Origin of the sequence: Williamsia sp. DF01-3 (assembly GCF_023051145.1) — a bacterium.
Taxonomy (GTDB): Bacteria; Actinomycetota; Actinomycetes; order Mycobacteriales; family Mycobacteriaceae; genus Williamsia.
Window position 1 is genome coordinate 4,768,055 of record NZ_JALKFS010000005.1, and the last position, 12,734, is coordinate 4,780,788.

Here is a 12,734-nt window from a genome sequence, read left to right on the forward strand (position 1 = left end):
ACCACCCTGAAAACTGTCGGGTAGCGGGCCGCCGAGGGACATGTTCCCTCGGCGGCTTTGTATTTGGCGGTTTTCAGGGTCGCCAGAAACGCCTCAGGTGATGTCAGACCCCGTCGCTAAAATGGTCGTATGTTGTTGGTCGAGGGGGAACTCGAGTCACACAGTTGGCCGAGGGATTGAGAGCTGTTCCACGCGAGGAGAACCGCCGGTTCGCGCAAACGATCGCCGATGTCGTCGAGCTGGCGACACTGCGGGTGAATGAAGAACTCGCCGTATCAGGCGACCTGGACAAGGCCGCACGCATACCGGTTGTCGAAGTGTCGATGCTGCTGGATGTTTCACGCACGATGGCCGGCGTTTATATCGACAATGGCCTACAACTACGCGATCGATTCCACGCGACGAGGACAGCGTTCGAAGAAGGCGACATCGGATTCACCCATGTACGCGAGATCGTCACCGCACTCCAGGGTCTCGACGACGAGTTACTCGACCGCGTCGAAGCAGAGGCCATATTGATTGCCCAGCAGGGACTCTCACGCTCCGTCCTGCGCAACGAACTCGACCGGATGGTCATCGCTGCCGACCCCGACGGGGCAGCAGAACGACGCACAGCGATGGAACCGCACCGCGACTACCGATCCTCCCGCGACCTCAACTGCCTCGCCCACATCTCCGCGACCATCACCGCAGCCGAAGCCGCCGAACTCGACGCACGAATCACCGCAGTCACCGGCACCGTATGCACCCGCGATGGCCGCAAACCCCACCAACAACGCGCCGACGCGCAGGCTAGTGGAGGCCTTTGCACACACCACAAACCTGCCTGCAGCAGCAGCAGACAGCGCACCCGCGGCCAGCAGATTGACCGGAACGGTATGCGGCCCCGTGTCGTCTGGACTGAGGAGCGAGGGAGCGCAGCGACTGAGTCGACGAGGGAAGACGACGCGCTGAGGGCCGCATACCCGCGAGCGCCAGCGAGCAGACAACACTGCCGCCACCGACGACCCGGCATCACCGCCCCACCACCAGGGCTGCTGCCACCCGATGGACACGGCGGACTCCTCGAACCACCACCCGGCGCACTGACCTATCAACCATCACAAGCATTACGCGAAGCGATCATCGCGCGCGACGGCACCTGCCGCACCCCAGGATGCTCCACCCCGGCATCCGAATGCGAAATCGACCACCTCATCCCGTTCAACCACGCCGACCCCCGATCAGGCGGCTGGACCATCGAACAAAACCTCGGCGCCATCTGCCGCCCCGACCACAAACGCAAAACACTCGGCTACTGGATAGCGCGTATGCACACCCACGGAACCATCACCTGGACAACCCAATACGGGCAAACATTCACCACACGGCCGCACGGATTCGACGCCGCGAGGACGGTCACATCTCCGGCGGTCGAGGCTGCCTGAGTGACCGGTTCTTCAACACCCTCGCGCGGTAGGCAGACAACCTCTGCCAACTCGCCTGCTGCAACGCCAAGGTGAGCCAACCCGCAACGGCCATCCCAGCCAAGTTGATCAGCAACTGCGCCAGACTGCCCACCACGGTGCCGCCGAGACCAAAGGTGATACCCAACGCCATGTTGCCGGCGGCCGGAATCGTGGTGACCGAGATGAACACCCCCGACAAGCCACCGAGCCTTGCCGACGTCAGCGACAGCACACCAGCGGCACCCGCCAGCATCGCCACGATGAACGACCATTTGTCAGGCGAGTAGATGAACTCGGTGTCCGGCCGCGCCTCCACCACGTCGATCACCGTGATCCACCCCAGTGCGCGGGCGATCAACGCGAAGATCGTGGTGGCCGCGATGGCAAGAACAAAGCCGCCGCTCAACGTGGCCACCGTGCGCCGCAGCAGCCCGAACCGCCGGCGCACCAGCGCAACTCCCAGAGCAGCAACGGCACCGAACTCGGGGCCGAGCACCATCGCACCGATCAGTAGAATCGTCGAGTTCAGCACAATCGCAATCGCGCACAGCAGCGTCGCGAGAAACATGAACATGGAGAACGTCCAGTTGAACTCGGAATCCTCGTACGCCTGCTGGGTGACCTCAGTCCAGACCACCGCGTCCGCACTCGCTCCAGGAGTGACGCGTTCCGCGTCGAAAGCCTTCTGCGACATCCAAGTCGGCACTCGAGCGATCTGCACCGACCCGAAGCGGTGCACACCCAGATCCCGCAGTTCGTTGATGATCTCGTTCACGCCCTCGCGGGCTACTTCGACCTCGAGCACATCGCCCGCCGGTTTGACCGACGAACCGGCGAACACGGCGACGTTGCTGACCGCCGAGTCATGGATCAGCATCTCCACGATCTGGTCGGTGAGCTCGGTCGGCGTGACCACCCGCATGTGCAGCATCGCAACAAGAGTGCCACGTCAGCGGGGAATGATCCCATCGAGCACCACACTGAGGTACTGCTCTGCCACCTGGTGCGCGGTCAGCTCACCACCGGGCCGATACCAGCGCACCGCAACCCACACGGTGTCACGCATGAACCGGTAAACGAGCTCGACGTCGAGGTCGCGACGGAAACTACCGTCGGCGACACCACGATTCAGCACGTCCTTCCACAGGGTGCGGAACTCGACATTGCGGTCACGGATGTAGGCGAAGCGGTCCTGCGTGGACAATCGCTTGGCTTCGTCTTGATAGATGGCGACGGCGTAATGGTCGCGGTCGATGCTCTCGAACGAGGCAACAACCAACGCGCGCAGCGTCTCTCGCGCGGGCATGCCCGCCGCGACAACCTCGTGGTAGGTGTCGAAGAGCGAGTCCAGGAAGCTGCGCAAGATCTCGTCGACCATCGATTCCTTGGAATCGAAGTGGTGGTACAGACTGCCGGAGAGGATGCCTGCGCTGTCGGCGATGTCGCGCACGGTGGTTGTGCGCAGCCCGCGCTCGGCGAACAACGAACTCGCCACCGTCAGCAACTCGTCGCGCCGCGACGTCCTGGCACGGCTGTCCGCCAGGCCTGACTCTGATTCGATCCGCTTTCGGGTCGCAGCCACCCGCCTCACCTCCAAGAGCTCAAGCCTAGCAAGCGCTTGGTTGTTCAGGCGTCCCACCTGCACGAAGCGGGTGGCATGCGATCCGTCGGTAGAGCTAGTGTCCCAGCTTCTTACGAGCCCGCGCGTTGAAGAACTTCCACAACTTCAACTGCGCGTTGGCGTTCTTGGTGTCCTTGGCCGTGAACGGCGCCGACATCATCTCGGACACCGCGATCTTCAACGTCGAGAACGCAACAGCCCGGGTATGGGAGAACGTGTCGAAACCATACTTGCCGTGGTAGCTGCCCATGCCGCTCTGGCCTGAGCCGCCGAACGGCAGGTCTGGCCCGAACATGTTGATGGCGAAGTCGTTCCCGTTGATCGAACCCGACCGGGTGGCGTCGGCGATCTTGGCGAATCGCTCGTTGCGGTCACCGTGCCAGTACATCGTCAACGGATTCGGATGACTTATGACGTGGGCGATCACCTCGCCGAGATCGCGGTAGGGGTAGACGGTGAGCACGGGGCCGAAGACCTCGTCCTCTTCGATCTTCATCCCGGCCTTCACTCCGGTGAGCAGGGTTGGCGGGATCTTCCGAGCTTCGGCGTCCGGAAGACTTTCGCCTGCCGGGATCACCTGGTGCTTGGTGGCACCGAGTGACACTGCATCGTCGATGAGGTCGACGATGCGGTTGAAGTTCTTCTCGTTGATGGTCGACGTGTACTGCGGGTTGTCCTTGATCGACGGAAGGTTGCTGCGCCAGCGAGCCAACACCTTGTCGGTGAACTCCCCCAGTTTCGCTTCGGGCACCCACACGTAGTCAGGGCACAGGCACACCTGACCGCCGTTGACCAGCCGCGCATCGGCGATGCGGGTGGCCGCCTGCTCGATGTCGGCGTCGATGTCGACGATCACAGGGTTCTTGCCACCGAGCTCGAGCGTGACGGGCACAAGGTTCTTGCCGGCTTCCGCGGCCACCGATCGACCCACATCCGGTGAGCCGGTGAAGAACATGTGGTCGACCTCGAGCTTGGCAAAATCTGAACCGCCGCCGTGAGCGCTGGTCAGCACAGCGAACTCCTCGAGACTGAAGTACCTCGGGGCGTGCTTGGCGAGAACTGCAGTGGTTTTGGCGGTGACCGAAGACGGACGCACCAGAACGCGGTTACCCGCAGCGAATGCCGAACCCGCCGGCACGATGGTCAGGTTGAGGGGGAAGTTCCAGGGCCCCATGATGCCGACAACACCCTTGGGGTCGTGGCGGACCTCCTGGCGGAATCCCGCGCGGGCCATCAGCTTGCCCGGAGTGGACGTCTCCATCCACTTGGTGACATGCCGCTTCTGGTGCGAGAGGTCGATCATGCATCCGGCGATGTCGGCGGCCATCGACAACTCGCGTGGTCGGGTCCCGAAGTCGGCATTCAATGCCTCGGCGAGCTCTTCGGCGTTGTCGAGCAACAGGGCCTGGAGGCGGACGATCCGGTCGATGCGAGTTTGCGCGTCGGGGATTCCGTCACGCAGGAACGCCGCCCGCTGCAGCTCGAGCAACTCCTGCAGCGACAGCGTGTCGGCTGATTTTTGCTCTGTGACCTGCTTTTTAGCTACGTCTGCCGGTTTGGTCATAACGCGGACCTCCAAATTGCCCTTGGTTACACACGAAACGTTGGAACGATTTTCCAAGTATGTCGCAAACCAGTATGCGCCAACTCACACCAGAGGCGCCAGTGGCCCGGAGGCAAAGCGGAGGTACGCGACCTCGACTACAGCCGCTCGATGATCGTGACGTTGGCGGTGCCGCCACCCTCACACCGTGGCTCACCGCCGAACATGACCTACAGCCGCTCGATGATCGTGACGTTGGCGGTGCCGCCACCCTCACACATCGTTTGCAGGCCGTAGCGGCCTCCGGTGCGCTCGAGTTCGTGCAGCAACGTCGCGAACAGCTTGGCGCCGGTGGCGCCGAGGGGATGTCCGAGGGCGATGCCGCCACCGTTCGGGTTGACCCGGGCCGGGTCGGCGCCGGTCTCCTTGAGCCACGCGAGCACCACCGGGGCGAAAGCTTCGTTGATCTCGATGACGTCGATGTCATCGATGCTCAGGCCGCTCTTCTCCAGTGCGTACTTGGTGGCGGGAATGGGCGCAGACAGCATCATCACGGGGTCGTCGCCGCGCACCGAGATGTGGTGGATGCGCGCGCGGGGCGTGAGGTTGTACTGCTTGAGCGCCTCCTCGGACACCACGAGTGCAGCCGATGCGCCATCGCAGATCTGGGAGGCGACAGCAGCCGTCAACGACGAGCCCTCGGCCAATACCGGAAGCCCGGCCATCTTCTCCAGCGATGTCTCGCGAGGGCATTCGTCGACGACACAGTCGCCGAGCGCCACGGTCTCCGCGGCGAAGTGGCCCTCATCGATGGCGCGGCGCGCACGCTGGTGCGACTGCAACGCCCACTGCTCCATGTCTTCGCGGCTGATGTCCCACTTCTTGGCCATCATGTCGGCGCCGGCGAACTGGGAGATCTCGGCATCGCCGAACCGCTCGTCCCAGCCGACCGATCCCTTGAACGGCCCTTCGAAGCCGTACTGAACGCCGGCCAGCATGGCGGCCGAGATGGGGATGGCGCTCATGTTCTGGACGCCGCCGGCGAGCACCACGTCCTGCGTGCCACTCATCACGGCCTGCGCGGCGAAATGGATGGCCTGCTGCGACGACCCGCACTGGCGGTCGATGGTGGTGCCGGGGATGTCAAGGGGCAAACCGGCTGTGAGCCAAGCGGTTCGGGCAATGTTGCCGGCCTGAGGACCGATGGTGTCCACGCACCCGAAGATGACGTCGTCGACGACCATCGGGTCGATGCCGGTGCGCTCGAGCGTCGCCTTGATGACGTGCGCGCCGAGATCGGCAGGATGCACCTTGGCCAGTGAGCCGTTCCGCTTGCCGACCGGCGTGCGTACGGCATCGACGATGTACGCCTGAGGTTTGGACATTGTGTACTCCTTCGATCAAAAAACGTGGCGGTTCGATCTGGTGGGTCAGGCCCGCTGACTGGAGATGGAGACCACTTCACCGGTGAGGTAGGTGGTGTAGTCGCTGGCGAGCATCGCGATGGTCGCCGCGATCTCCCAGACCTCGGCGGCGCGTCCGTAGGCCTCGCGCGAGGCTAGGTCGGCGAGCAGCTCTTCGCTGGTGACCTTGGCGAGGAAGGGATGGCGGGCGATGGAAGGAGCCACCGCGTTGATTCGCACGCCGTACTCGGCGGCTTCGATCGCCGCACACCGGGTCAGGGCCATCACCCCGGCTTTTGCTGCGGCGTAATGGGATTGGCTGTGCTGTGCACGCCAGCCCAGAACCGATGCGTTGTTCACGATCACGCCGCCATGGGGTACGTCGCGAAAGTAACGCAACGCCGCGCGGGTCGCGCGGAAGGTGCCGTTCAGCGTGATGTCGATGACGCGGTCCCACTCATCGTCGTCCATGTCGACGACCGGGGTCTCACCACCGAGTCCGGCATTGTTGATCAGCACGTCGATACGGCCGAGTTCGGAGGCCGCGGACTCGATCAGGGCATTGACTTCGGAGGTCTTCTGCACGTTGCACACCACGGACGCCACGGTCTGGTCGGCGAACTCGCCCTTGAGTTTGTCCACGGTCTCGCCGAGCCTGCGCTCGTGCCAATCGCTGACCAGCACATCTGCACCCTCTGCCAAAGCCCTGCGCGCGGAGGCAAACCCGATCCCGGTGCCCGCGGCGGCCGTCACCATGACCTTGCGGCCGGCGAGCAGGCCGTGACCTGGGATCTCTTCCGGCGGCGTCGCCAGCGGACTGGAACCTTGCTCAACTGTCACGGTCGTGCCTCTCGAGGTAATCCGAGCACCCGCTCGGCAATGATGTTGCGCTGCACTTCATTCGAGCCGCCGTAGATCGTGTCGGCGCGGGTGAACAGGAACAAGCGCTGCCACTGATCGAGTTCCACCTGGTCCGGCTCGAAGATGTTGTTGGGCTCACCCTCGCTGGTGCGATCGGGTGCGATGAGCGACGGGGCCCCCTGGACCGCCATTGCGAGCTCGCCGAGGTCACGATGCCAGTTGGCCCACAACAACTTCGACACCGAGGCCGCCCCCCGGCGCCGCCGGTGTCGACCACGGCCAGTGTGCGTTGTGCGTGGGCCCGCATCACCCGGAGCTCGAGCCATGCCCGGGCGATCCGCTCCCGGATCACCGGGCTGTTCGCCGAGCCGTTGGCCTTCGCCATCTCCACGATGTGTTCGAGTTCGCGCGAGAAACCCACCTGCTGACCGAGCGTGGACACACCCCGCTCGAACTCGAGCAGACCCATCGCCACTTTCCAGCCCTCACCGGGTTCGCCGACGACAAGGCCGCCCTCGGTGGTGGCGTCGTCGAAGAACACCTCGTTGAACTCGGAGGTGCCGGTGAGTTGCTGGATCGGCCGGACCGTGACGCCGGGTTGATCGAGCGGCACGAGGAGAAAACTCAGACCCTTGTGACGCGAGGACCCCGGCTCGGTGCGGCACAGCACAAATGCCCACTGGGCGACGTGTGCCAGCGACGTCCAGATCTTCTGCCCGTTGATGACCCACTTGTCGCCGTCGAGTGTGGCGGTGGTGGAGATGTTCGCCAGGTCCGACCCCGCGCCCGGTTCGGAGTAACCCTGCGCCCACAATTCGTCGACCGTGGTGATGCCCGGCAGGAAACGCTTCTTCTGTTCCTCGGTCCCGAAGGCGATCAGCGTCGGTCCGAGCAGTTCCTCGCCCACGTGGCTGACCCGGGCCGGCGCGCCCGCCCGGGCGTACTCCTGATGAAAGATGATGCGCTGCTCGATGGACGCGTTGCGGCCGCCGTGTTCCACGGGCCAGCCGAGGCACGTCCATCCCGAGGCGGCCAGCAGCCGGTCCCACGCGAGCCGCGGCCCGTAGAACTCGTGTTCGCTGCCCGGGCCGCCGCGTGACTTCAGGTTCGCGAACTCGCCGGTCAAATTGTCGTCGAGCCACTGTCGTACGGCAGCCGCGAAATCGGCCGCCGAACCATCCCATTCACCCAGGTCCACGCCTCGGTCAGCGAGGTTGATCGCCGTCATGAGAACCAGCGTAACCGACCAAGCACTTGCTCGGTTAGCGCACCCAAGCAAGTGCTAGGTTTTGGCTTCGGAACCTGCGCTGTACCAGGTGGTACTAGCCTTTTACGCAGGTGTGAGCTCCGGGAGGAATCGTGTCCATTTCAGCAGATCAGCCCACCCCAGACCGGCTCGACGTCGACGCCGTCATCACCACACCGCAAGCCTTGCGCCGAGCCGCGGAATTGTGGCCGGACGGTCTGGCGATCATCGACGACCAGTGGGGCGAGACGGTCGAACTGACCTGGTCCGACCTCCTCGGCGCCGTGCGCACCTTCGCGGCCGGACTGATCGCGGAGGGCATCGAGGCCGGCGACCGGGTCGCCGTCTGGGCACCGAACAGCTTCCACTGGCCCATTGCCGCGCTCGGCGCCCAGTTTGCCGGCGCCACCCTCGTCCCGCTCAACACCCGTTACACCGCCGCGGAGGCGCTGGAGATCATTCAGCGCACCAAGGCGCGGGCGATCGTCGTGGTCGGCCGATTCCTGGGTGCCGACCGGGTCGAACAACTGTGCGCCGAGGCGGGCGGTGACCTCGCCGCTGCATCGGACCTGGCCGTGGCCATCCGCGTCCGACTCGAGGCCGATGACCATCGGGGTGCGGTCGCCGTCGACTGGAACGACTTTCTCTGTGCAGCAACCGACGAGGGCAGGGCAGAAGCCGACGCACGTGCATCCGCAGTCGCTCCCACCGACATCTCCGACGTGCTGTTCACCTCGGGGACCACCGGCAGGTCCAAGGGAGCCCTCGCCGAACATCAACAGACGATCGCCGGCGCTCGCGCATGGGCCACCAACGGGAAACTGGGAACCGACGACCGCTACCTGATGGTGAATCCCTACTTCCACACCTTCGGCTACAAGGCCGGAATCCTCGTGTGCACCCTGATGGGCACCACGATGATTCCACTGGCGGTGTACTCAACAGATGCCGCGATGCGGCTGATCGAGCAACGCAAGGCCACCGTGTTCCCCGGCGCCCCGACCATCTTCCAGACGATCCTCGACGCCCCGCAGCGCCCCGAGTTCGACCTCTCGTCACTACGGCTGGCAGTCACCGGCGCCGCGATCGTGCCCGTGGTGCTCGTCGAGCGGATGCAACGCGACCTCGGTATCGAGACCGTCATCACCGCCTACGGCCTGACCGAGGCGAGCGGCTTCGTCACCACCTGCACACCCGACGACGACGATCAGACAGTGGCCAACACGTGCGGCCGCCCGTTCACGGGCATGGAGATCAAGCTCTCGGAGAACGGCGAGGTGCTGGCCCGCGGCAAGATGGTCATGCGCGGCTACCTTGACGACCCCGAGGCCACCGCAGAGGCGATCGACGCCGACGGCTGGCTGCACACCGGCGACATCGGAACAATCGACGAGCACGGAAATCTCTCCATCACCGACCGGCTGAAAGACATGTACATCAGCGGCGGATTCAATGTGTACCCCGCAGAAGTCGAGCAGGTTCTCGCCAGAATCGACGGGGTGGCCGAGGCTGCCGTCGTCGGGGTGCCTGATGAGCGCTTGGGAGAAGTGGGGCGCGCTTACCTCACATTGTCACCGGGCGCGTCCGTTGATGAAAAGTCGGTCATCGAGCACTGCCGTCAGAAACTCGCGAACTTCAAGACTCCGCGTTCGGTCATCATCATCGATGAGTTCCCGCGCAATGCCGGCGGCAAGATCCTCAAGCGCGAACTGCACTGAACCCGGCCATGGCCGTCTTCGCGAGCTTTGTTCCGCTGCTGAACAGTTTGTCTCACTTCGACTATCCGTAACCCGAAAGGGACAACGGATTGTCACACAAGTTCACAAATGATCGCGACGGTCATAAATGTTTTCGATTCTTTTCTGAATGCGCACTAATACAATTCGAAGACAACCGCCGGAGAAACAAATGACGGGCGGCCCGATTCCTCGGGCCGCCCGTCATTTTGACTACAGTTGTGGTCAGTTCAATGCGTCAGTGCGCTTCGTTGTAAGCCTCGACGACATCTGCGGCAATACGCCCACGAGACGACACCTGATGGCCATTACGCCGGGCCCAGTCACGGATTGCCGCTGTCTGTTCGCGATCCACAGATGCCTTGGTGGCGATCCCTTTCGCGCGCTTACGGCCACTCACACGTCGGGCATGCTCAGCCCATTTCGCCACGTCGTCACGCAGCTTGTCAGCGTTCTTGCTGGACAGGTCGATCTCGTAGGTGACGCCATCGACGCCGAACTCCACGGTCTCGTCCGCTGTCTTGCTGTCATCAACATCATCTACGAGTGTGACGGTTACCTTCTTAGCCATAATGCTCCATTCTGATGGCTCCCGGATCCAACTTTGACAGTTCCGGCACACAACGCAAACGAACAATATTCATGGTGGCCGCCTATCGGCCGCCAGCATAGCGCGAATGAACCGTCAACGCTAATAAGAGGAAGTGTTTTCCAGTAACGTCATTGCTGCGGCTTGACGAGTGGAAAGAGGATGGTTTCGCGAATGCCGAGACCCGTCAGAGCCATCAGAAGTCGGTCAATGCCCATTCCGGTACCGGTCGTCGGCGGCATGCCCTGCTCCATGGCCGCGAGAAACTCTTCATCGAGCACCATTGCCTCATCATCACCGGCACGAGCCAAACGGGCCTGGTCGACGAACCGCTCCCGCTGAATCACCGGATCAACCAATTCGGAATAACCGGTTGCCAATTCGAACCCGCGGACATAGAGATCCCACTTTTCACTCACACCCGGCTTGCCGCGGTGCTCACGCACCAGGGGGATGTCTCGACCGGGAAATCGCGGACGAATACCGGCCCCGACAACGCGTCGCCCACCTGGTGTTCCCAGAGTTCCTCGACGAGCTTGCCGTGGCCGTAGCCCTTGCCTGCCGGGATCTCGAGCCCCACATCGGCGCTGATGGAGAGCAGTTTTTCGACCGTCGTGGCCGGGGTGATCTCGATCCCGAGCGACTCGGAAAGCGAGGGATACATCTCCACCGACTTCCATTGCCCGCTCAGATCGTTGATCGATCCGTCGGCCATCTCCGGGGTCAGGGTGCCGAGGGCGGCCATCGCCACTTCCTGGATCACCTCACGTGTCATCGTCGCCGAGTCGTCGTAGGTGCCGTACGCCTGGTACGTCTCCAGCATCGCGAACTCGGGCGAATGGGTGCTGTCGGCGCCCTCGTTGCGGAAGTTGCGGTTGATCTCGAAGACCCGCTCGATACCGCCGACCACAGCCCGCTTGAGGAACAACTCTGGAGCGATACGCAGGTAGAGGTCGATGTCGAGCGCGTTGGAATGGGTGACGAACGGCCTGGCGGCCGCACCACCGTGCAGCGTCTGCAGCATCGGTGTCTCGATCTCCAGGAATCCCCGGCGTTCCAGCGCCGCGCGCAGCTCACGCAGGACCGCGACGCGTGTTCGCGCCATCTCGCGGGCCTGGGGCCGAACGATGAGGTCGACGTATCGCTGGCGGACACGCGTTTCCTCGTTCATCTCCTTGTGCGCCACCGGAAGTGGGCGCAGCGCCTTACTCGCCATCTGCCACGTGTCGGCGAGCACGCTCAGTTCCCCGCGACGCGAGCTGATCACCTCGCCGTGTACGAAGACGAAGTCACCGAGGTCCACGTCGGACTTCCAGGCGGCCAGCGACTCCTCACCCACGCCGTTCAGGCTGATCATGGCCTGCAGCTGCGTGCCATCGCCTTCTTGCAGTGTTGCGAAGCACAGCTTCCCGGTGTTGCGGATGAAGATCACTCGGCCGGCGATGCCGACAACCTCTCCTGTCTGGGTGTCGGGCTCGAGGTCTGGGTACTTCGCGCGGAGCTCGGCCAGTGAATGGGTGCGCGGAACCGACACGGGATAGGCCTGACCGCCCTCGGCGAGGATGCGATCGCGCTTCTCGCGCCGAACTCGCAACTGCTCCGGGGTCTGGTCCTCGGTGTTGTCGACTGCTGCATTTTTCCGGCCTTGGCCACGGGCTTCATTCACGCCAACGACCCTAGCGGCCGAACCTGGGTTGGCCATATTCGACGGGTCGCCAGGTCGGCGCGTGATCAGTGCGCGGAGAACATGCTCCACTCGCGCTCGGTGTGACCGGCGACCGGCCGCCGGTCGGCCGAACGCGCGAGCGCCATCTGGCCACCGGCAACAAACCGGGCGCCGGGCACTCCCGCGGCCTGCAGGTGCCAGGTGAGCATCTCGGCGTCGTGACCATCCACCCCGATGAGAAGCCAACGGCTGGAGGCGTCAGCGCAACGAAGTGTCTCCCTCGAGCCCGGGATCAGGCGGTCGAGAATCTGATCGGCGGGAATTGCCAACGCGCCGAAAACGATTCCGTCCCGATCACGTTCCTGCTGGCTACGGATGTCGATGGCCACAGCACCGCTGTGGAGCAGGGAACCGACGTCGTGCGCCGCGACGGACAGCGGCGCAACGGGGTATGCCGACGTGGGCCGGGTGGACAGAAAAGGTGCGGGTGCGATGAGCACAGACATGGCTGGAGCTTTCGTGAATGATCGGCAGCAGATCGGCCGAAGAACGGGCGTAGGGGTCATCAAGAGGCGTTTCAGCCCCGACAACACTCCTGACAGCTCCGCGTGATCACGGTGC

9 protein-coding genes and 2 pseudogenes are annotated in these 12,734 nt (G+C 63.8%); 2 read left to right on the top strand and 9 right to left on the bottom strand.

Features of this window, described 5'->3' with window-relative positions:
- Positions 1–164 precede the first annotated feature (164 nt).
- Positions 165–1,427, top strand: coding sequence for an HNH endonuclease signature motif containing protein (locus MVA47_RS24410; RefSeq protein ID WP_247210210.1), 1,263 nt, complete (start codon positions 165–167; stop codon positions 1,425–1,427).
- Here the strand turns inward: MVA47_RS24410 and MVA47_RS24415 are convergent.
- The 6 genes and pseudogenes from MVA47_RS24415 to MVA47_RS24440 form a co-directional block, all read right to left on the bottom strand.
- Complete coding sequence (locus tag MVA47_RS24415; RefSeq protein WP_247210211.1) at positions 1,399–2,379, bottom strand: DUF389 domain-containing protein; 981 nt, start codon at positions 2,377–2,379, stop codon at positions 1,399–1,401. The genes MVA47_RS24410 and MVA47_RS24415 overlap by 29 nt on opposite strands.
- An 18-nt stretch (positions 2,380–2,397) precedes the next feature.
- Positions 2,398–3,030 (bottom strand): TetR/AcrR family transcriptional regulator, encoded by a 633-nt coding sequence (locus tag MVA47_RS24420; RefSeq protein ID WP_308280596.1) that lies wholly within the window; start codon positions 3,028–3,030, stop codon positions 2,398–2,400.
- A 94-nt stretch (positions 3,031–3,124) separates the two neighbouring features.
- On the bottom strand, positions 3,125–4,633 hold the full coding sequence (locus MVA47_RS24425; protein WP_247210212.1) for an aldehyde dehydrogenase family protein: 1,509 nt from the start codon (positions 4,631–4,633) through the stop codon (positions 3,125–3,127).
- A 209-nt stretch (positions 4,634–4,842) separates the two neighbouring features.
- Positions 4,843–5,997 carry an acetyl-CoA C-acetyltransferase gene (locus MVA47_RS24430; protein WP_030172582.1) on the bottom strand — a complete coding sequence of 385 codons (1,155 nt, stop codon included), beginning with the start codon at positions 5,995–5,997 and terminating at the stop codon, positions 4,843–4,845.
- A gap of 45 nt (positions 5,998–6,042) precedes the next feature.
- The gene (locus MVA47_RS24435) at positions 6,043–6,855 is read right to left on the bottom strand and encodes an SDR family oxidoreductase (RefSeq protein WP_247210213.1); all 813 of its coding nucleotides are present in this window, start codon (positions 6,853–6,855) and stop codon (positions 6,043–6,045) included.
- Positions 6,852–8,104, bottom strand: a pseudogene (locus MVA47_RS24440) (acyl-CoA dehydrogenase family protein). The gene MVA47_RS24435 and the pseudogene MVA47_RS24440 overlap by 4 nt, the downstream one beginning before the upstream one ends.
- A 131-nt stretch (positions 8,105–8,235) precedes the next feature.
- Here MVA47_RS24440 and MVA47_RS24445 point away from each other — a divergent pair.
- Positions 8,236–9,840, top strand: a complete 1,605-nt coding sequence (locus MVA47_RS24445; RefSeq protein ID WP_308280597.1) for a FadD3 family acyl-CoA ligase — start codon at positions 8,236–8,238, stop codon at positions 9,838–9,840.
- A 256-nt stretch (positions 9,841–10,096) separates the two neighbouring features.
- Here MVA47_RS24445 and MVA47_RS24450 read toward each other — a convergent pair whose 3' ends face one another.
- The 3 genes and pseudogenes from MVA47_RS24450 to MVA47_RS24460 form a co-directional block, all read right to left on the bottom strand.
- The gene (locus MVA47_RS24450) at positions 10,097–10,429 is read right to left on the bottom strand and encodes an Lsr2 family protein (RefSeq protein ID WP_023961146.1); all 333 of its coding nucleotides are present in this window, start codon (positions 10,427–10,429) and stop codon (positions 10,097–10,099) included.
- A 149-nt stretch (positions 10,430–10,578) separates the two neighbouring features.
- Positions 10,579–12,113: pseudogene (lysS, locus tag MVA47_RS24455) on the bottom strand (lysine--tRNA ligase).
- A 65-nt stretch (positions 12,114–12,178) separates the two neighbouring features.
- Entirely contained in the window at positions 12,179–12,619 is a 441-nt protein-coding gene (locus MVA47_RS24460) for a hypothetical protein (protein ID WP_247210214.1), read from the bottom strand.
- Positions 12,620–12,734: the final 115 nt, after the last annotated feature.

What these genes read in the sequence shown, in the direction of transcription:
- MVA47_RS24460 (WP_247210214.1), bottom strand. Translation starts at nt 12,619, where the DNA reads ATGTCTGTGCTCATCGCACCCGCACCTTTTCTGTCCACCCGGCCCACG.
- MVA47_RS24430 (WP_030172582.1), bottom strand. Translation starts at nt 5,997, where the DNA reads ATGTCCAAACCTCAGGCGTACATCGTCGATGCCGTACGCACGCCGGTC.
- MVA47_RS24450 (WP_023961146.1), bottom strand. Translation starts at nt 10,429, where the DNA reads ATGGCTAAGAAGGTAACCGTCACACTCGTAGATGATGTTGATGACAGC.
- MVA47_RS24415 (WP_247210211.1), bottom strand. Translation starts at nt 2,379, where the DNA reads ATGCTGCACATGCGGGTGGTCACGCCGACCGAGCTCACCGACCAGATC.
- MVA47_RS24425 (WP_247210212.1), bottom strand. Translation starts at nt 4,633, where the DNA reads ATGACCAAACCGGCAGACGTAGCTAAAAAGCAGGTCACAGAGCAAAAA.